The 19,890-nt window shown below is 62.9% G+C and carries 17 protein-coding genes; 9 read left to right on the top strand and 8 right to left on the bottom strand.

The window, feature by feature from the left end:
* Nucleotides 1-5: 5 nt before the first annotated feature.
* Nucleotides 6-827 (bottom strand): DUF3313 domain-containing protein, encoded by an 822-nt coding sequence (locus tag NKI38_RS27025; protein ID WP_352663059.1) that lies wholly within the window; start codon nucleotides 825-827, stop codon nucleotides 6-8.
* Nucleotides 828-1,079: 252 nt separating this feature from the next.
* On the opposite strand from NKI38_RS27025, the gene NKI38_RS27020 reads away from it, so the two are divergent.
* Nucleotides 1,080-1,670 carry a TetR/AcrR family transcriptional regulator gene (locus NKI38_RS27020; RefSeq protein ID WP_352663056.1) on the top strand — a complete coding sequence of 197 codons (591 nt, stop codon included), beginning with the start codon at nucleotides 1,080-1,082 and terminating at the stop codon, nucleotides 1,668-1,670.
* A 142-nt stretch (nucleotides 1,671-1,812) separates the two neighbouring features.
* Here NKI38_RS27020 and NKI38_RS27015 read toward each other — a convergent pair whose 3' ends face one another.
* The 3 genes from NKI38_RS27015 to NKI38_RS27005 form a co-directional block, all read right to left on the bottom strand.
* Nucleotides 1,813-2,658 carry an aldo/keto reductase gene (locus NKI38_RS27015; RefSeq protein ID WP_352663053.1) on the bottom strand — a complete coding sequence of 282 codons (846 nt, stop codon included), beginning with the start codon at nucleotides 2,656-2,658 and terminating at the stop codon, nucleotides 1,813-1,815.
* An 89-nt stretch (nucleotides 2,659-2,747) separates the two neighbouring features.
* Nucleotides 2,748-3,137: a CopM family metallochaperone gene (gene copM / locus NKI38_RS27010; RefSeq protein WP_352663050.1), complete on the bottom strand. Its 390-nt coding sequence runs from the start codon at nucleotides 3,135-3,137 to the stop codon at nucleotides 2,748-2,750.
* A gap of 43 nt (nucleotides 3,138-3,180) precedes the next feature.
* On the bottom strand, nucleotides 3,181-5,685 hold the full coding sequence (locus NKI38_RS27005) for a heavy metal translocating P-type ATPase (protein WP_352663047.1): 2,505 nt from the start codon (nucleotides 5,683-5,685) through the stop codon (nucleotides 3,181-3,183).
* Nucleotides 5,686-5,949: 264 nt separating this feature from the next.
* On the opposite strand from NKI38_RS27005, the gene NKI38_RS27000 reads away from it, so the two are divergent.
* The 5 genes from NKI38_RS27000 to NKI38_RS26980 all read left to right on the top strand — a co-directional run bounded on the left by NKI38_RS27000 (nucleotide 5,950) and on the right by NKI38_RS26980 (nucleotide 12,944).
* Entirely contained in the window at nucleotides 5,950-8,754 is a 2,805-nt protein-coding gene (locus tag NKI38_RS27000) for a [protein-PII] uridylyltransferase (RefSeq protein WP_352663044.1), read from the top strand.
* 46 nt (nucleotides 8,755-8,800) lie between these two features.
* The gene (murJ, locus tag NKI38_RS26995) at nucleotides 8,801-10,408 is read left to right on the top strand and encodes a murein biosynthesis integral membrane protein MurJ (protein WP_352663041.1); all 1,608 of its coding nucleotides are present in this window, start codon (nucleotides 8,801-8,803) and stop codon (nucleotides 10,406-10,408) included.
* Between the two features lie 118 nt (nucleotides 10,409-10,526).
* Nucleotides 10,527-11,594: a tryptophan--tRNA ligase gene (gene trpS, locus NKI38_RS26990; RefSeq protein WP_352663038.1), complete on the top strand. Its 1,068-nt coding sequence runs from the start codon at nucleotides 10,527-10,529 to the stop codon at nucleotides 11,592-11,594.
* A 100-nt stretch (nucleotides 11,595-11,694) separates the two neighbouring features.
* The gene (locus NKI38_RS26985; RefSeq protein ID WP_352634367.1) at nucleotides 11,695-12,186 is read left to right on the top strand and encodes a universal stress protein; all 492 of its coding nucleotides are present in this window, start codon (nucleotides 11,695-11,697) and stop codon (nucleotides 12,184-12,186) included.
* A gap of 188 nt (nucleotides 12,187-12,374) precedes the next feature.
* Nucleotides 12,375-12,944 carry a NifU family protein gene (locus NKI38_RS26980; protein ID WP_352634366.1) on the top strand — a complete coding sequence of 190 codons (570 nt, stop codon included), beginning with the start codon at nucleotides 12,375-12,377 and terminating at the stop codon, nucleotides 12,942-12,944.
* Nucleotides 12,945-13,112: 168 nt separating this feature from the next.
* On the opposite strand, the gene NKI38_RS26975 is transcribed toward NKI38_RS26980, so the two are convergent.
* The gene (locus NKI38_RS26975; RefSeq protein ID WP_352634364.1) at nucleotides 13,113-13,730 is read right to left on the bottom strand and encodes a L,D-transpeptidase; all 618 of its coding nucleotides are present in this window, start codon (nucleotides 13,728-13,730) and stop codon (nucleotides 13,113-13,115) included.
* Nucleotides 13,731-13,957: 227 nt separating this feature from the next.
* Here NKI38_RS26975 and cueR point away from each other — a divergent pair, with 227 nt between their 5' ends.
* From cueR to NKI38_RS26960, 3 genes are all read left to right on the top strand, one after another.
* The gene (gene cueR / locus NKI38_RS26970) at nucleotides 13,958-14,347 is read left to right on the top strand and encodes a Cu(I)-responsive transcriptional regulator (protein WP_352663035.1); all 390 of its coding nucleotides are present in this window, start codon (nucleotides 13,958-13,960) and stop codon (nucleotides 14,345-14,347) included.
* A 1,199-nt stretch (nucleotides 14,348-15,546) separates the two neighbouring features.
* Nucleotides 15,547-15,879, top strand: a complete 333-nt coding sequence (locus NKI38_RS26965; RefSeq protein ID WP_352663032.1) for an SMR family transporter — start codon at nucleotides 15,547-15,549, stop codon at nucleotides 15,877-15,879.
* Between the two features lie 81 nt (nucleotides 15,880-15,960).
* Complete coding sequence (locus tag NKI38_RS26960) at nucleotides 15,961-16,461, top strand: MmcB family DNA repair protein (RefSeq protein ID WP_352663077.1); 501 nt, start codon at nucleotides 15,961-15,963, stop codon at nucleotides 16,459-16,461.
* Nucleotides 16,462-16,470: 9 nt separating this feature from the next.
* Here the strand turns inward: NKI38_RS26960 and nhaA are convergent, their stop codons facing one another.
* From nhaA to NKI38_RS26945, 3 genes are all read right to left on the bottom strand, one after another.
* Nucleotides 16,471-17,667: a Na+/H+ antiporter NhaA gene (gene nhaA / locus NKI38_RS26955; protein WP_352663029.1), complete on the bottom strand. Its 1,197-nt coding sequence runs from the start codon at nucleotides 17,665-17,667 to the stop codon at nucleotides 16,471-16,473.
* A gap of 226 nt (nucleotides 17,668-17,893) precedes the next feature.
* The gene (locus tag NKI38_RS26950) at nucleotides 17,894-18,457 is read right to left on the bottom strand and encodes an ActR/PrrA/RegA family redox response regulator transcription factor (protein WP_183445738.1); all 564 of its coding nucleotides are present in this window, start codon (nucleotides 18,455-18,457) and stop codon (nucleotides 17,894-17,896) included.
* A gap of 85 nt (nucleotides 18,458-18,542) precedes the next feature.
* Nucleotides 18,543-19,868, bottom strand: a complete 1,326-nt coding sequence (locus tag NKI38_RS26945; RefSeq protein ID WP_352663026.1) for an ActS/PrrB/RegB family redox-sensitive histidine kinase — start codon at nucleotides 19,866-19,868, stop codon at nucleotides 18,543-18,545.
* Nucleotides 19,869-19,890: the final 22 nt, after the last annotated feature.

Raw genomic sequence — 19,890 nt, 5'->3', positions numbered from 1 at the left:
CCGCCTTAGTCGTTGCGCACCGCGGCTCCCTTGTCGATCCAGGCCGGCGGCAATCCCATCCGATCGCCGAGGAAGCCGACCAGGCCGGGCGATTTGCCGAATGCCTTGCAGGCCGGATATTTGGGTTCGCCACCGAACATGGCGCGTAGCTCCGACCTGGTGGGGAGCGACGGCAGTTTGCCGAACGGCGTCTTGCCGGTGACCAGGAGCTTGCTAAAATCGTCCCCGAACTTCGCCGCCAGGTTGTAGGCATCGCCCTCTCGGGCGACCCGGCCGGAATCCAGTAGGGCGTTCGCGCCACGTCCCCAGATCATGGCCGCCGCCTGCTTGCCGTTGTCACCAATCGCTTCGGCTTCAAGCGACAGGCTGCCCAATCCGATCGGCAGGCGCGGAACCGGAATGTGCATGCCGGGCAGCGCGACGGAAACCGCCGTGGACGCGACTTTCGAAACGCCTGCTGCCAACGCATTCGTCGGCGCCACACGCGTTACCATCGCGTGGACCGTCAGGTCGGCCGGCTCGGTCAGGGCGACCAGTTGAAAGCGCCGGCTCAGGCCGGAGCAAACGGTCCTGTCGACGGCATTCGTGATCAGGCCGCGCTGGGCCGGTGTCAGTGTCGATTTTCCGGCGGCGGGCTGCGAAAAGCCCGTCGGAATGATTCGAACGGTTTTTGCTGCAAGCACGTCGTCCCTGCTCACCCGCATTAGTGAGCGGGCTAACAAACCGTCCGACGGTTTCAACTCGTCATAGGATTGCAGTGAGCCTACCTGATCCAGGGGCGCGGATGCGCAGCCGACCGCGAGCATGCTCAAGACCAGCACAAACATGCGATGGTCCGCGCGGCACGCTCGCGGATCGACCGGGCCATGACTGATGTGAGCCTCGCGACGGGAACGCCAAGCAAGCTGCCATGGATGCCTCTGTCTGGGTTCGCCCTGCGGGACGTGTTGGGGGAGCGTCAATATTTGCACTCAGTGCAATAAATTGATGGCGCCATTATGGCGAGGCGTGACGACGGGGCTTGAACGTGCACCAAATTTCTTGTCGCATTTGAGGAACGTTCATGACAGGAACGCTCCATGACCGATGCGCCAAAACCAGAGGGCCTGCGCGAGCGGAAGCGGCGAGAAACGGCCCACCGCATCGCCGAAGCCGGCCTGAAGGCTTTCCTGGCCAATGGCTATGACACGACCACGCTTGACGAGATAGCCGCGGCCGCAGGCATCTCGCGCCGGACGTTCTTCCACTATTTCGAGAGCAAGGACGAGGTTCTGTTTGCGAATCTGAGCAACTACGCAAGCATGGTCAAAGCGTCGATCCTCGCCGAGCCGCCCACCGGAGCGGCGATCGACATCGCCCGCGGCGCATTGCTCAATCTTGTCGGCAGCTTGCTGGGATCGGAAATGATGGCGACAGCCAAGGTCATGCGGGAAAGCAAGACGCTGCGCTCGCGCAGGCACACCGGCTACCTGCAGTTCGAGCAAGCCATTTTCGACGGCTTACGCGAGTTGCGGCCAGACCAGGCGCGCGACAGTTTGCGACTGGTCTCCTTGGTGGCAATCGTCGCGCTGCGCCTGGCTGTCGAAACATGGCAGCAGCAAAACGCCAGGCATCCGCTGGCAGGATATGTCCGGGATGCCTTTGAAAAGCTGAAAACCGAGATTCGATAAGTCCAGCCCGCTGAAGCGAAAAACTCAATCCGGAATTTGCGGTAGAAAGAGAGCAAGCGTTGGAACGAATCTCAGCCGGCACGCGTCACACGGTCTACAAGATCGGAGACATCAATGTCACGTCTCTGCGCGACGGTTATGCCTAAATCATCTCCAGGCCGCGCTTGCATTTCGGCGGCGGGAAGGCGCGGTCGAGATCTGCGAGGTCTTCCGCTGTAAGCATTATGTCCAGCGCCGCGACATTCTGGCGGACATGTTCCTGGCTGCTTGCCTTGGGAATGGCGATGACGCCCTCCTGATGCATCACCCAGGCCAAAGCGATTTGCGCCGGGGTCGCATTGTAGCGGGTGGCAATTGCGTCGAGCCTGGCGTTGCGCGCCAATGCACCCTGCTCGACCGGCGAATAGGCCATCAAGGGAATGCCGCGCTGCCGGCTCCAGGGCGCCAGATCGAATTCGAGGCCACGCCGGACCAGATTGTAGAGCACCTGGTTGGTCTGGACATTACCGCCGTCGGGCAAGCCGACCAGCTCTTCCATCTCGTCGGCGTCGAAATTGCTGACGCCCCAGTGGCGGATCTTGCCGGCCTTTTTCAGGGCCTCGAAGGCCGCGACCGTTTCCGTCAGCGGCACGCTGCCGGGCCAATGCAGCAAATAGAGATCGATGCGGTCGGTGCGCAGGCGTTTCAGGCTGTTCTCGCAGGCGCGCTGCACGCCCGCGCGCGAAGCGTTTGATGGTAGAACTTTCGAGACCAGAAAGGTCTCGTCGCGGCGCCCGGCAATAGCCTCGGCCACCACCTCCTCGGCGCCGCCGCCGGCATACATTTCAGCGGTGTCGATCAGCGTGATGCCGAGGTCGAGGCCGAGCTTGAGAGCATTCACCTCATCGGTACGGCGGCCGATAGCCTCGCCCATCTTCCATGTCCCCTGACCAAGCACCTGAACGGCTTCACCCGAGGGCAGCGTGGTGGTTCTGATGGTCGATGACATGGCGGGCCTCCAATTGGGGGCCGGATCGCATCACAGGCCGGGCGAGAAATCCAGAGGACTTCTCGCCGAATTCCTATTCGCGAAAAGGCCTACTTCACCGGATGGGCGGCGAGCCAGGCCTGCATCTGCTTGATCTCGGCTTCCTGCGCGGCAATGACGCCTTCGGCCAGCTTGCGGATTTCCGGATCCTTGCCGTTGGCAAGCTCGACCTTGGCCATGTCGATGGCACCCTGATGGTGCGGGATCATGCCCTTGACGAAATCGACGTCGGCATTGCCGGTGTACTCGGACGCCATCATGTCGGTGTGCATCTTGTCCATCGCCTTGTAGCCTTCCGTCGAAGGGCTGGTCGCGTCCGTCGCCATGGCGCCCATGTCGTGTTTCATCTCTTCGCTCTGCGCCGGAACGCTTTCGAGGAAGACGGCAACCAGCATTCCGGCCGCCATCAGCAAAAGCACGATTTTCTTAGCCAAGGTCATTCCAGGTCTCCTGTTGATTGGGTTTCGTATTTGGGGGCTTGGATCAGAGTTTCAATGTTCTAAGCCGCAGGGCGTTTGATATCACCGACACCGAGGACAGGCTCATCGCCGCTGCCGCCAGCATCGGTGACAAAAGCGTGCCAGTGAGCGGATAGAGCACGCCGGCAGCGACCGGCACGCCAAGCACGTTGTAGAGGAAGGCAAAGAACAGGTTCTGGCGGATGTTGCGGATCGTCGCCTGGGCCAGCGTGCGGGCGCGGACGATGCCGTTGAGGTCGCCCTTGACCAGAGTGATACCGGCGCTTTCGACGGCGACGTCGGCGCCTGTGCCCATGGCGATGCCGACATCGGCCGCGGCAAGCGCGGGCGCATCGTTGACGCCGTCGCCGGCCATGGCGACGCCCGCGCCTTTGGCGCGCAGTTCCTCCACGAGGGCTGCCTTCTGTTCCGGCAGCAGGCCGGCGCGAACCTCATCGATGCCAAGGCTTCTGGCGATCGCGTTGGCCGTGCGTTCATTGTCGCCGGTCGCCATGATGATCCTCAAGCCGCTCTCATGCAGCGCCCTGATCGCCTCGGAAGTGGTCGTCTTGACCGGATCGGCGACAGCGACAATGCCGGCCAATTTCTTGTCGACGGCAACAAACATCGCCGTCTTGCCTTCTGTCTGCAGCGTCTCGGCCTGAGCCGATATGGATGCGGTGTCGATTCCGAGATCGGCCATCATCGCGGCATTGCCGAGCGCGACCTTCTTTCCCGACACGGTACCGGAAACGCCCTTGCCGGTGACCGCCTCGAAGCCGCTGGCCTCGGCAACGGTCACACCGCGCGTGGCGGCGCCGTCGACGATGGCCTCGGCCAGTGGATGCTCCGACCCCTTCTCCAGACCTGCGGCAAGCGCCAGCAATTCGTCTTCGGAAATGCCCCTTGCCGCAACGACATCGGTTAGTTTCGGCCGGCCTTCGGTCAGCGTACCCGTCTTGTCGACGATCAGCGTGTCGACGGAGGCGAAGCGTTCGAGTGCTGCGGCTTCCTTGATCAGCACGCCGGCGTGCGCCCCGCGCCCGGTGGCGGTCATGATCGACATCGGCGTGGCGAGGCCGAGCGCACAGGGACAAGCGATGATCAGCACCGACACCGCCGAGACGATGGCAAAGATCAGGCTGGGCTCGGGTCCAAACACAGCCCAGGCGATGAAAGCAGCAATCGCGATAAGGACGACGGCCGGGACAAAGTAGAAAGAAACGCGATCGGCCAACCCTTGAATCGGCGCGCGCGAGCGTTGCGCCTTGGCGACGAGTTCGACGATGCGCGCCAGTGTCGTCTCGGCGCCAACCTTCTCAGCGCGCATGATCAGCGAACCGTTCTTGTTGAGCGTGCCGCCGGTCAGCGCATCGCCCTCGGTCTTCTCGACCGGCAACGGCTCGCCCGTGATCATCGATTCGTCTATCGAGGAACGGCCTTCCAGTACGATGCCGTCGACCGGCACCGCGTCGCCGGGGCGGATGCGCAGGCGATCGCCGGCCTTGACCGTGTCGAGCGACACATCGCTTTCGGAACCGTCGGCGGCGATCAGCCTCGCAGTCTTCGGCGCGAGATCGAGCAAGGCGCGGATTGCCGATCCGGTCTTTTCACGGGCGCGCAGCTCCAGCACCTGGCCGAGGAAGACCAGTGCGACGATGACGGCGGCAGCCTCGAAATAGACCGGCACGGCACCGCCATGGCCGCGGAACTGATGCGGGAAAATGTCCGGAAACAGGGTGGCGACGACGCTGTAGAGATAGGCGGCACCGACGCCGAGCGAGATCAGCGTCCACATGTTGGGGCTGCGGTTGACGAGCGACTCCCAGCCGCGATGGAAGAAAGGCAGCGCCGCCCACAGTACGACAGGACTGGCCAATGCCAGCTCCAGCCAGACCATCGTCCGCTCGCCGATAAGGGACGAAAACGTCAGTCCGAGCATCGGGGCCATGGCGACGATCAGCAAGGGAACCGACAACGAGGCACTGACCCAGAACCGCCTGGTGAAATCGACCAGCTCGGGATTTGGCCCTTCATCGCCTGTCGGCACGCCCATCGGCTCCAGGGCCATGCCACAGATGGGACAGGAACCGGGCTTGTCGCGGACGATTTCAGGGTGCATCGGGCAGGTGTATTGCGTGCCCTTGGGCATATCCTGGGGCGCCGGCCTGTCGCCGAGATATTTTTGCGGCTCCGCCTCGAATTTCGCGTGGCAAGCGGCCGAGCAGAAGTAGAACCCCTGACCTTCGTGGCGGGCGAAGTGCCTGGCTGTCGCGCGGTCGACGCTCATGCCGCACACCGGATCGGTGGCCGTCAGGAATTTTTCCGGCTCGGCGACGAACTTCGTGCGGCAGCCTTGGCTGCAGAAATGGTAGAGATGGCCATCATGCTCGGCCGTCGGTTTGCCGGCGGCCGGGTCGACGGTCATGCCGCAGACCGGGTCGCGGACGACGGCTTTCGCGGCAGGCGCTGCGCCGTTTGCCGAGCAGCAGCTGCCATGCGTGTGATGATCGTGATCGGAAAGCGTCATGCGAAAAATGCCTCGATGGGTCGGTGTGTGGCGCGGAGATAGGGCTTCCAGTAACTGGAAGGTCAAGGGATAAAATTTTCTCATTTCATGGCGCGCGCGTGCTAAGAGGCCGCCGCTTCTCCAACCCAAATGCATGGATCCTGTTCGAAAGAAGAAAGAATCATCCCATTCGACCACCGCGGAGGGCTCGTCCTCCCGCCCCATACCCAGCGCCGCGAAAACGCGCTATAGACGCCGCCGAAAAGGCAAGGCCGACCTGTACATATGGCAAGAATCTCCCTGAAGCTCGACGAACTGATCGACGGCGAAGCCTTGCGCCGCGAGATGACCGCGCTGACCGCGGCCACGGCAGGCGACGGCTCCGGACTGGCTGCGCGCAGCGGTGTGCTTCAGCTGCTCAAGGGGCGGCTGGCTGAGGGGCGCGCCATTGCCGAACGGATGCTCAGGGACGACGGCAGCGGCAGCGCCTGCGCGGCGCGGCTGTCGCATCTCATGGACGAGATCATCCGGGCGCTCTATGATTTCGCTGTCACCCATGTCTACCGGGCCAAGAACCCGTCTTCGGCGGAGCGCATGGCCGTCGTCGCTGTCGGCGGCTATGGCCGTGGCACGCTGGCGCCTGGGTCCGACATCGACCTGTTGTTCCTGCTGCCCTACAAGCAGACGCCGTGGGGCGAACAGACCGTCGAATATATGCTCTACATGCTTTGGGATCTGGGGCTGAAGGTCGGCCATGCCACCCGCAACATCGACGAATGCCTGCGGCTGTCGCGCAACGACGTCACCATCCGCACCTCGATCCTCGAAGCCCGTTTCCTGTGGGGCGAGGAAAAACTCTATGACGAGCTGATGCTGCGCTTCGACCATGAGGTGGTGCGCACGACAGGCCCCGAATATGTCCAGGCCAAGCTTGCCGAACGTGATGACCGCCATGCCAAGGCCGGTGAAAGCCGCTATCTCGTGGAGCCCAACGTCAAGGACGGCAAGGGCGGCCTGCGCGACCTGCAGACGCTGTTCTGGATCGGCAAATATTTCTACCGGGTGCGCACCGGCGAGGAACTGGTCGACAAGGGCGTCTTCACCGAGGGCGAATACCGGGAGTTCCAGAAGGCCGAGGATTTTCTGTGGGCGATACGCTGCCACATGCATTTTCTCACCGGCAAGGCCGAGGAACGGCTGCATTTCGACATCCAGCGCGAGATCGCCGAACGGCTCGGCTATACCACTCACCCCGGCCTGTCGGCGGTCGAGCGCTTCATGAAGCACTATTTCCTCGTCGCCAAGGATGTCGGCGACCTGACCCGCATCTTCTGCGCCGCGCTCGAAGAAGAGCAGGCCAAGCACGTGCCGGGCTTCAACCGTATCTTCCTCACCTTCTCGCGCCGCAAGCGCAAGCTGGCCGGCACGTCGGACTTCATTGTCGACAACCACCGCATCAACATCGCCGACGACCAGGTGTTCGAACGCGATCCGGTCAATCTTTTGAGATTGTTCTGGTTCGCCGACAAGCACGGCCTGGAGTTCCACCCCGATGCGCTGAAGCTGCTGACCCGCTCGCTCGGCCTGGTCAACAAATCGCTGCGGCGCGACGAGGAGGCCAACCGGCTGTTCCTCGACATCCTGACCTCGGACCGCAACGCCGAACTCAATCTGCGGCGCATGAACGAGGCCGGGCTGCTCGGCAGACTGATCCCGGATTTCGGCAAGATCGTCGCCATGATGCAGTTCTCGATGTACCACCATTATACGGTGGACGAGCACCTGATCCGCTGCATCGGCGTTCTGGCCGAGATCGAACGCGGCGACGGCGAGAAGGTCCATCCGCTGTCGCACACGCTGATGCCGGGACTGAAGAAGAGCCGCGAGGCGCTCTATGTCGCGGTGCTGCTGCACGACATCGCCAAGGGCAGGCCGGAGGATCATTCCGAGGCCGGCGCCAGGATCGCACGTCGCATCTGCCCGCATATGGGGCTGTCCCCGGCCGATACCGAAACCGTTGCCTGGCTGGTCGAGAACCACCTCGTAATGTCGATGACGGCGCAGACCCGCGACCTCAACGACCGCAAGACCATCGAGGATTTCGCCGCGATCGTGCAGTCAGTCGAGCGGCTGAAGCTGCTTTTGATCCTGACCGTCTGCGACATCAGGGGCGTTGGACCCGGTGTCTGGAACGGCTGGAAGGGCCAGTTGCTGCGCACGCTCTATTACGAGACCGAATTGCTGCTCACCGGCGGATTTTCGGAAGTGTCGCGCGCCCAGCGCACGGCGGCGGCGCGCGAGCTTCTCGCCGAGGCACTTGCCAGTTGGCCGGACAAGGTCCGCAAGCGCTATGTCGGCCAACACTACGAGAACTACCTTTTGACCGTCGATCTCGCCGACCAGCTGCGCCATGCTGAATTCATCCGCGAGGCCGACGTGGCGGGCAAGAAGCTTGCCACCATGGTCAAGACCCACCAGTTCGAGGCAGTGACCGAAATTACCGTGCTGGCGCAGGACCATCCCCGCCTGCTCTCGGTCATCGCCGGGGCCTGCGCCGGAGCCGGCGGCAACATCGTCGACGCGCAGATATTCACGACGTCGGACGGCCGCGCCCTGGACACCATCCTGATCTCGCGAGAATTCGACCGCGACGAGGACGAGCGCCGGCGTGCCGAGCGTGTCGGCCGGCTGATCGAGGACGTGCTGTCCGGCAAGAGCTGGCTGCCGGAGATGATCGAGAAGCGCACCAAGCCACGGCGCGGCGCCAAGGTGTTCAAGATCCCGCCACGCGCCGAAATCCGCAACACACTGTCGAACCGTTTTTCGGTCGTCGAGGTCGAAGGCCTGGACCGGCCGGGTTTGCTGTCGGAGATCACCGGGACGCTTTCCGACCTGTCGCTCGACATCGCATCGGCCCACATCACCACCTTTGGTGAAAAGGTCATCGACACCTTCTATGTCACCGATCTCACCGGCCAGAAGATCGACAGCCCGGCCCGCATCGCCACCATTCGCAACCGGCTGATGGCAACGCTCGAAGGCATCGTGCCCGAACGCGGCGGCAAGGCCAAGGTGGCGGCCGCCGAGTGACCGCCACCATCACTTTGTCCTTATCCTGTAGGCAGTCTCCAAACGCATGAGCCTCGTCAAGAAATTCGCAACGGTCGCTTCCGGCACGCTGATGAGCCGCGCGCTCGGTTTCGGCCGTGAGATGCTGATGGCCGCAGCGCTTGGCACCGGGCCGGTCGCCGATGCCTTCAATGCCGCCTTCCAGTTTCCCAACACCTTTCGCCGGCTGTTTGCCGAGGGCGCCTTCAACGCCGCCTTCGTGCCGCTGTTCGCCAAGGAGATCGAGACCCACGGTACCGATGGCGCCAAGCGCTTCTCCGAGGAAGTCTTCGGCGTCCTGTTCACGGCTCTGCTGGCGCTGACGATCATCATGGAACTGTCGATGCCGCTGATCGTGCGCTATTTGGTGGCGCCCGGTTTTGCCGGCACGCCGGGGAAATTCGACACCACGGTGACGCTGGCGACGATCATGTTCCCCTATCTGATCTGCATGTCGCTCGGCGCCATGATGGCGGGAATGCTGAATTCGCTGCGCCGCTATTTCGCCGCCGCGGTAGCACCGGTGTTCCTCAACGTCATCCTGATCGGCGTGCTCGCTTATGCCTGGTACAGGGGCTCCGACGCGGTCACCGTCGGCTACGGGCTGTCCTGGGGCGTGCTTGCCGCCGGATTGGTGCAACTGGCGATCGTCTGGGTGGCGGTGCGTCATGCCGGCATCTCGATCGGCTTCCGCCGTCCGAAAATGACGCCCGCGGTCAAGCGGCTGCTGATCCTGGCGCTGCCAGCGGCAATCACCGGCGGCATCACTCAGATCAACCAGCTGATCGGCACGGCGATCGCCTCGGCACAGAACAGCGCGGTGTCCTCGCTCGCTTATGCCGACCGCATCTACCAGTTGCCGCTCGGCGTGGTCGGCGTCGCGGTGGCGATCGTGCTGTTGCCCGAACTGTCGCGGGCGCTGAAATCGGGCAATCTGATCGAGGCGGCCAATCTGCAGAACCGTTCGGTCGAATTCACGCTGTTCCTGACCTTGCCGGCAGCAGCCGCACTCTGGGTGATGTCGGAACCGATCGTGCGGCTGGTCTATGAGCGGGGCGCGTTTGCCGCCAACGGTTCGACGCCGGCGGTGGCGGCGATCCTGGCGATCTTCGGCCTCGGCCTGCCGGCCTTCGTGCTGATCAAAGCATTCACTCCAGGCTATTTCGCCCGCGAGGACACGCGCACGCCGATGATCTTTGCCGCCATCTCGGTGGCGGTGAACGTGACGACGGCACTGACGCTGTTTCCAAGGATGGGCGCGCCCGGCATCGCGGTGGCCTCGGCCGTCGCCGGCTGGGTCAACGCGGTGATGCTGCTCGGCATGTTGATCCGGCGCGGCCATTGGGGGCGCGACGTGCCCCTGATGAAGCGCATTCCACGGCTGGTGCTGTCGGCGGCGGTGATGGGGGCGGCGCTCTATTTTGCCGAGCACTGGTTCGCCATCAGGCTCGGCCCCGGCTCGCCGCTGGTCGTCAAGGCGACGACGCTTCTGTCGCTGGTTGCTGGCGGAGCGCTGCTCTACTTCATCACCGCGTTTGCCACCGGCGGCGCCGATTTCGGCATGATCCGTCGCAATGTCAAACGGGGCGAGGCCAAGGGAGCACCCCCTGCCGCAAGAATCGAACCGGACGAATAGACCGGGCAACCGGTCGGCAACGCCGGTCTTGATCGCAACGCTGTGTTCGTCCATAAGCGCGCCGTCGAAAGACTTTCGCCGCGCGCGAAACGGCCCTCCACAAGCCATGAGGACAATCATGACCGCCTTCAAGCCACTCGTCTTTTCCGGTGTCCAGCCGACCGGCAATCTGCATCTCGGCAACTATCTCGGCGCCATCAAAAAATTCGTCGCCCTGCAGGAAACATCCGATTGCATCTATTGCGTCGTCGACCTGCATTCGCTGACGGCACAACTCGTTTATGAAGACCTCGCCGACCAGACGCGGTCGATCACCGCGGCGTTCCTGGCCTCGGGCATCGACCCGAAGAAGCACATCGTTTTCAACCAGTCGCGGGTCATGCAGCATGCGGAGCTCGCATGGATCTTCAATTGCGTGGCGCGCATCGGCTGGATGAACCGCATGACGCAGTTCAAGGACAAGGCCGGCAAGGACCGCGAGAACGCATCGCTCGGCCTGCTAGCCTATCCCTCCCTGATGGCCGCCGACATTCTGCTCTATCGCGCCACCCATGTGCCGGTGGGCGAGGACCAGAAGCAGCATCTGGAGCTGACCCGCGACATCGCGCAGAAATTCAACAACGACTTCTCCGACCGCATCGCCGCCCTTGGCGTCGGCGTCGAGATGCAGGTCGGCGAAGAAACCGTGAACGGCTATTTCCCGCTGACCGAGCCGGTCATCGGCGGGCCAGCGGCGCGCATCATGTCGCTGCGCGACGGTTCCAAGAAAATGTCGAAGTCGGACCCGTCGGACCTGTCGCGCATCAACCTGACCGACGACGCCGACGCCATCTCGAAGAAGATCCGCAAGGCCAAGACCGACCCGGAAGCGTTGCCGAGCGAGCTGGACGGCCTGGCCGCCCGGCCCGAGGCGGAAAACCTGGTCGGCATCTATGCTGGCCTCGCCGAGATGTCGAAGGCGGATGTGCTGAAGGAATTCGCCGGCCAGCAGTTTTCGGTGTTCAAGCCGGCGCTGGCCGACCTTGCGGTGGAAAAACTGGCGCCGATCGCCAGCGAGATGCGCCGCATTTCCGACGACCGCACCTATGTCGACGCGGTGCTCAGGGACGGCGGCGAGCGCGCCGGCGTGCTGGCCGAGGCGACGATGAAGACCGTGCGCGACATCATCGGGCTGCTGCAGGCCTGATCTCGCTGTCGCACTGCACCATACTGGCCTAAGGCCGGCGGCTTGCCGCCGGTCTGCGCCGGTGGCAGATTGCGGCCTCAGTAACACCGAGTAGATAGATATGGTCTCCAAACGCCTCAGCCGCGAAGCCGGCCATCGCCGCAAGTTCCTGGCGATCATCGACGACACGCCCGAGTGTGAGCGCGCCGTCGCCTACGCCTCGAAGCGGGCGCAGAGCACCAGCGGCACGCTGGTGCTGCTCTATGTCATCGAGCCGGACGATTTCCAGCACTGGCTGGGCGTCGAGAAGATCATGCGCGAGGAGGCGACCGCCACGGCGCGCGCGGCACTCGACAGCTATGCCAGCAAGGTGCGCCAGAAGCTTGGCATCGAGCCGGAGATGGTGGTGCGCGAAGGCAAGCCGACGGAAGAGATCCACAAATTGATCGAGGAAGATCAGGACATCGCCATCCTGGTGCTGGCCGCCGGTGCTGGCAAGGAAGGCCCGGGGCCGTTGGTCGGCGCTGTGGCCGGCAAGGGTGCCGCCTTCCCGATTCCGGTGACCGTGGTGCCGCAGAATCTGTCGGATGAGGAGATCGACAGCCTCGCCTGAGGTGTGCTGATATTCAGGTGAGGCCAGCCTGACCTGCATCTCAACAGACCTTCGAGCGCGTCCCGGGGCGCGCAAAAACATTCCGCCAGCCAGCCATTCCGGCGATGTGTTTCGCTTGAATGTTCAGCCGATTAAGCCTATTTAGAATTATTCCAAACTAGCTGCCCGAAACGGGCACGGAGATGGCCATGTTCATCCAGACCGAATCGACGCCAAACCCGGCGACGCTGAAATTCCTGCCCGGCAAGGAAGTGCTTCTGGAAGGCACCGCCGATTTCCGCGATGCCGACAGTGCTGCAATTGCCTCGCCGCTGGCGGGCCGGCTGTTCGAGATTCCCGGCGTTACCGGTGTTTTCTTCGGCTATGACTTCATCACCGTGACCAAGGATGGTCCCGACTGGCAGCATTTGAAGCCGGCGATCCTCGGCGCCATCATGGAGCATTTCATGTCCGGCGCGCCTGTCATGGCCAAGGCCGGCCCTGCCGCCGAGACCAGCCTGACCGGCGAGTTCTATGACAAGGCCGACGAGGAGCTGGTCATCACCATCAAGGAATTGCTCGATACGCGGGTGCGTCCGGCGGTCGCCCAGGATGGCGGCGACATCACCTTCCGCGGCTTCGAGAACGGTACAGTGTTCCTGCACATGAAAGGTGCCTGCGCCGGCTGCCCGTCATCGACGGCGACGCTGAAGCACGGCATCCAGAACCTTCTGCGACACTTCGTGCCGGAGGTGCAGCAGGTCGAGCAGGTCTCCTGACGCCCATTGCGTCGAAGCTACAGCAAAGCAAAAAACAAAAAACCGGGCCAAATTGCCCGGTTTTCTGTTTGGGACGTCCGTTGTTGCCTAGACGGTCCGCGTACGAAAGCTGCCTCTACCTGATCATGATTTTTCCGAGAACCGATACCGGTTTCTCGGGATCATGATCTAAAGAACAATGACCTTGGCGCCGACCGAGGCGCGGTCATAGAGGTCGATAATGTCCTGGTTCATCAGGCGGATGCAGCCCGACGACATTGCTTTGCCGATCGAATTCCATTCCGGGCTACCATGCAGCCGATAGCCCGAATCACCGCCCTTGTTGAACAGGTACATGGCGCGCGCACCGAGCGGGTTCTTCAGGCCCGGCTCCATGCCGCCGGCAAACTTTTCCAATTCGGGCTGGCGCTGGATCATCTGCCGCGGCGGCGTCCAGGTCGGCCATTCGCGCTTGAGCGCGATATGGGCGGTGCCGTGCCATTCGAAGCCTTCGCGACCAACGCCGATGCCGTAGCGAATGGCCCTTCCGTCACCTTCGATGAAGTATAGGAACTTGTTCTGCGTATCGACGATGATGGTGCCCGGCTTTTCCGGGCTGTCGTAGTTCACTTCCTGCCGATGATACTTCATCGGCACTTTCTCGATCGGGATGCGCGGCAGCTGGTAACCGGCGTCGGTGACCGCGCCATAGCTGTTGGAGAACAGCTGCGAGCCGATGGTGCTGCAACCGGCGATAGCAGTGGAAAGCGCCAGTGCGGCGACGATTGCAAACGACTTCATGCGCATCAGGTGATCCGGTGCCCCGCCCCAACTTCGGCGGCACGAGTCGGCCGCTTTCTCACCATCATTCATGCTGGCATTTGCTTTGCTTGCCAAGCGCGCGATGCCTATATGCCGGAGTTGACGTGCTGGTAAGCGCATCACTATGGCATTTCGGCAACAGCCCTCACAGGATTGTGGAGGAAATTCAATGACCGGGCCAACGGCTTCGTCAGGAATCGAGGAGAATCGTCATGAATGTCGGTGACGCCGCCCACCGCTCGGGCCTGCCGGCCAAGACCATCCGCTACTACGAAGAGATCGGCCTGATCGCCCCGGCGCGGGCCGTCAACGGCTACCGCGACTATTCCGGAGACGACATTCACCGGCTGACCTTTTTGCGCCGCGCACGCAATCTCGGCTTTTCCATCGACGATTGCCGTCAGTTGATGGCGCTTTATCAGGACCGCAGCCGCGCCAGCCACGACGTGCGCGAGATCGCCGCCGCCCATGTCACGGCGATCGAGGAGAAGGTGCGCGAACTGCAGTCGATGCGCTCGACCCTGCAAAAGCTGATTCACGCCTGCCATGGCGACGAAAGGCCGGATTGCCCGATCCTTGATGACATGGCGGGGGCTGCGTAACCCAGCGACAGTTCGATCGGCACAATTTCCCTCCATATCTGGGCGCGTCAATCGACCGCACTATTTCATCCTTGTCGCAATGATCAAGGACGGAGGTTGGCATGGATCGGCGATTGTTTCTGACTGGAATGCTTGGAATGGCAGGGGCCGCGACCGTGGTCGCACTTGCGCGTCCTGCCACTGCGTTGGCCGGCATCCCGAATACGGGACCCGGCATTCTCGATGAACTCGACAGACCGTCCGACGATATCCTCGACCAGGAGACTCCTGACGTCCAGGACGGCATCGAGTTCGTGCGGCATCGCAGGTGGCACCGCCGCGGCCGCCGTCGCCATTGGAGACGGGTTTGCCGTCGCTATTGGCGTCATGGTTATTGGCGCCGCAGATGTTTCCGCCGATCCTTCTGGATCCGCTTCTGACGAAAGCCGGCAAACGCGAAGGCTCTCGGCATCCGCCGAGGCCTTCGCTGTTGCTGTTGGCTAGACTTCCAATCAGGCAAAAAAGGCCCGCCGCCGTAGGGCGGCGGGCAGTCTCTGGAGTGCCAGGGGATCAACCCGGCAATGGGTCAACGAGCGGGCCATGGGTTGGTTGCAAAAAGGCACACGGGGACTCGATTGTACGTTCTTAACCAAGCCGTGACGCGCATTGCCCACCTTTTGAGCCGCGCTAGACTTGACGCGCGGCAATCCAAATCCGCCGCAGATGGCCGACGCGACTTAGGCAATGTTGTCTCACCGGCATCCGCGTCGGCCATTTTGGCGACGAATATCCATTTGAGGCGCGAGGGTGAGTTGTCATCCTGATGACCGGCGTTACCTTTGGTGGGCTGGGTCGGCGCTGCCTACATGTCGGCCAACTGAGGCACGTCCAATGGACATCTCCGGACTGTCAGATTTTGTGTGAACCTCAGGCTTTGGCCCACTTTGCCCCGCAGTAGATAGAAGCGGCGGCCCGGCAGCCTTTCCTTTGGGTGGACCGCTACCGGGCCTGACCGGAGCGGGGTGTAATGGGGGAGCTCCGGCTGCCTCCCAAAATACCACTTTTTTCTTATATGCGCGCTAGCTAATTTAAAGAGCAGCCTGCGGTCGATGAGGCTGCGCACCACCCGCAGCCGGGTAGCGCTCATCACGGGAAAGTGAACGTGACGCCGTTGTAGAGTTCTGATCATTGGATGCCTCCCATCAATGGAGGTTCCCCGCATGCCTGCCTATGCCATTCTTGCCTTAGCTATTGTCGGCGAGGTCGTCGCAACGAGCGCGATGAAAGCCTCCGAGGGCTTCACCAGGCTTGGCCCGTCGATATTGGTGCTGCTCGGTTACGCTGCGGCATTCTTCTTCCTATCCCAGGTACTGGATCGGATACCGGTCGGCGTCGCCTACGCGGTATGGGCGGGCGGCGGCATCGTTCTGGTCGCGCTGGTCGCCTGGATTGTCTATGGGCAAAAGCCCGACCTGGCAGGCTTCGTCGGCATGGGCCTGATCATGGCTGGTGTATTGGTTTTAAACCTGCTGTCCAAAACGAGCGCCCATTAACTTGGGCCGGGGTTTGTCAACCGGATAATCGCCCGTATAAAAAGGGTTCAAACCGTGAACAAGGTCTGGCATGGTGCCGCCATGCCGATCATCTCTCCCATTCAAATCAACCCACTCATCGACGGTCGCCAGTCCGAACGTGCCATGCTGGTGCGGCGCGGCGTGCAGCGGCTGCTCATGGAGATGGGCGCGCATGTGCTGCCCGAGCTGTCGTTGGCCACCGGCCGCCGTGCCGACCTCGTCGCGCTGACCCGGCAAGGCGACATCTGGATCATCGAGATAAAGTCCTCGATCGAGGATTTCAGGGTCGACCGCAAATGGCCCGACTACCGGCTGCACTCCGACCGCTTCTTCTTCGCCACCCATCCCGGCGTGCCCTCGGAGATCTTTCCAGAGGAGTGCGGCTTCATCCTCTCCGATGGCTATGGCGCCGAGGTCCTGCGCGATGCGCCCGAACACCGCATGGCGGCGGCCACGCGCAAGGCGCTGATGCTGCGGATCGCGCGGGCCGGCGCTTCACGGCTGCTGGCGGCCGAACTCGCCGGTGTGTCGGTGCCGGTGCTTGAAGGTGAGAGCGAGTAGGTTTTCGTCTTACTCTTCGCCCTCGTCCACCCCACCAACCATCGGCGCCAGCAAAAGCACGGCGGCGCCAAGGATGGCGGCGATGAAGGAGCCGGCGAGGATGCCGACCTTGACCGCGTCCTGCAGCGCCACGTCACTGGCGAAGGCGAGCAGGCCGATGAATAGGCTCATGGTGAAGCCGATGCCGCACAGCAGCGAGATGCCGATCATGTGCGTCCAGCCGGCATTGGCGGGCAGATCGGCAAGGCCGAACCGGATGGCAAGTGCCGAGGAGCCGAACACGCCGACCAGCTTGCCGACCACGAGGCCGGCGGCGACGCCCAGCGTCAACGGCTCGATCAGCGCGCCAAAACTCAGGCCGGCGAGCGAAACGCCGGCATTGGCAAAGCCGAAGATCGGGATGACGACAAAGGGCACTATTCTGTGCAGGCCGTGCTCGAGCCGGTGCAGCGGCGAATGGTCGAGATCGTGGCCGATCCCGGCGGAGCGTTCGAGCGGAATGGTCAGCGCCAGCGCGACGCCGGCAAGCGTGGCATGGACGCCCGATTTCAGCACCAGCACCCACAGGATCGCGCCGAGCACCAGGTAGGGTACAAGCGTCATCACCCGCATGCGGTTGAGCACAACAAGCGCGGCGATGACCGCGAAGGCCGACCCCAGATATGCCAGCGACAGGCCGCTGGTGTAGAAGATGGCGATGATGATGACGGCGCCGAGATCGTCGATGATGGCAAGCGCGGTGAGGAACACCTTCAGCGAGGCCGGCACGCGGCTGCCGAGCAGCGACAGCACGCCGAGCGCGAAAGCGATGTCGGTGGCGGTCGGGATCGCCCAGCCGGACAGCGCCGCCGTATTGTTGCGGTTGATGGCGACATAGACGAGCGCCGGAACCACCATGCCGCCGGCAGCGGCGACGCCAGGCAGCACGCGCCGGGGCCAGGTGGAAAGCTGGCCGTCCAGCATCTCGCGCTTGATCTCCAGCCCGACGAGCAGGAAGAACACCGCCATCAGCCCGTCATTGACCCAATGCGAGACGCTGAGCGGACCTAGATAGGCGTGGAGGGCGGCAAAGTAGGTTTCGGCGAGCGGCGAATTGGCGACGATCAGAGCCAGTGCCGCCGCCACCATCAGGATGATACCGCCGGCCGCTTCACTATCGAGAAATTCGCGGAAGACGGAAACCGGCCGCTGCTTCAGATCCTGCATCTCGCCTCCGTTAAGCCACGTCACTCACGATGATGCTCAAACTCCGGCAGTGGAGCAAGCATCGGACTGTGTTCCGCGCCCCTAGAGACTGTTTCGAAATTCGCTCTGGCGAGTCATATGGTGGTGGTTTCGAGAACCGTAGCGCAGCGGACATTTGGTCCGTGAGCAACGGAAGCGCAGAAAACGCCATCAGATGGCCGCCAGAGTAGAGTTTCCAAGCAGTCTCTCAGCGCGGTGCGCGCTTGGCCAGTATCCGCTGCAAGGTGCGGCGATGCATGTTGAGCCGGCGCGCGGTCTCCGAGACGTTGCGTTCGCACATTTCATAGACGCGCTGGATATGCTCCCAGCGGACGCGGTCTGCCGACATCGGGTTTTCGGGGGGTGCAGCACGTTCGCCGGCGGTGCGGGTGAGCGCCGCGAAAATATCGTCGGCGTCGGCGGGCTTGGAGAGATAATCGACGGCGCCGAGCTTCACCGCGGTCACCGCGGTGGCGATGTTGCCGTAGCCGGTCAGGATGATGGTGCGGGAATCCTGACGCTTTTCGCGAATGGCCGCGACCACGTCGAGGCCGTTGCCGTCGCCCAGCCGCATGTCCACCACGGCGTAGGCGGGCGGATTGGCGCGTGCCTTGGCAACAGCCTCCTCGACGCTCTCGGCCGTCTCGACCACGAAGCCCCTGGTTTCCATGGCGCGGGCCAGGCGCGTGAGGAACGGCTTGTCGTCATCGACGATGAGCAGCGAGGTGTCCTCGCCTTCAACCATTGCGCCAATATTTTCGTCGCCTGTCATAGTCTCAAAATTCCTGCTGCCTTAATTTTACGCAGATATAGTTCCTGAGCTTCATTGTCCAATTTTTAGAGCTCCTTCAAGGCTCTCAGGCGGTGTCGAACATGCTGGCCGAAGTGATTTCCGGATTGAGGAACACACCACGCGGCCACGATATCTGTACCACGGCGCCCTCGCCCAGGCCGCTCGAATTGCGGAAATCGAGCGTCGCGCCCGAGCGTTCGAGCAAGGTCTTGGCGATAAACAGGCCGAGCCCCAGGCCGCCGCCGGCTTCATTGCCCTGGCGCGTCGACATATAGGGCTCGCCGATGCGGTCGATGATCTCGGCCGGAAAGCCCGGTCCATCATCGATGATCGAGAAGGTGACGGTGGCCTCGTTCCAGCTCCAGCCTACGGTGACGCTCTTGCGGGCGAAATCGACTGCGTTCTCGACCAGATTGCCGAGGCCGTAGATGACGCCCGGATTGCGGCGCCCGACCGGCTCGGGCCCGATGCGCTCGCCAGGCCGAAGCTTGATCGAAATGCCGAAATCGCGATGCGGGGCAGTGACCTCCTCGACCAGCGAGGTCAATGGTAGCCGCGAAAGATGCGCCTCGCCCTCGGACGACAGGCTGGTCAGGCGCTTGAGGATTTCGCGGCAGCGCTCGCTCTGCGAGCGAAGCAGCTTCATGTCTTCCCCGTATTTCGGATCGTTGCCGAGCGCCTTTTCCATCTCCTTGGTGACAAGCGCGATGGTGGCGAGCGGGGTGCCAAGCTCGTGCGCAGCGGCCGCGGCCAGCCCGTCGAGCGCCGAGAGGTGCTGCTCGCGCTGCAGCACCAACTCGGTGGCGGCGAGCGCATTGGCCAGAAGCCTTGCTTCGGCAGCCACGCGGAAGGCGTATATGGCGGTGAAGGCGATCGAGGACAGCACCGCCATCCACATGCCGGCGACGTAGATGAAGGGCATCTCCAGCGGCGCGTCCTCATGCCAGGGCAGCGGCAGATGGACAAAGACCAGCAAGGTCGCCGCCGACATCACCAGCCCACCGAGGATGGCGGTCAGGCGCAGGGGCAGCGAGGTCGCCGAAATGACGACCGGCACGGTCATCAACAGCGAGAACGGGTTGGTGAGGCCGCCGGTCATGTAGAGCAGGCCAGCAAGCTGCAGGCTGTCGAAGATAAGGATACCGAAGGCCGCAAGTGGAGTGAGCCGGTGTGCCGCCGGAAAACGGAAGGCGAGAAACAGGTTCATCCAGGCCGAACAGGCGATCAGGGCGAAGCACAGGCTGACCGGCAGCGGAAACTTCAAGCCATAGGCGACGACGAGAACCGCAACGCTCTGACCGACGATGGCAAGCCAGCGCAGCCGGATGAGCGTGTTGAGGCGCAGTCTCTGGCTCTGCTGGAAATCGGGCGAACGCAAAACGCTGATCATGACCTGAAATACAGCCGCGGAG

The organism is Mesorhizobium sp. M0621, from assembly GCF_040320745.1.
Lineage (GTDB): Bacteria > Pseudomonadota > Alphaproteobacteria > Rhizobiales > Rhizobiaceae > Mesorhizobium.
Note: the sequence above shows the minus strand (reverse complement) of the source record. Positions and strands in the feature narration are given on the sequence as shown.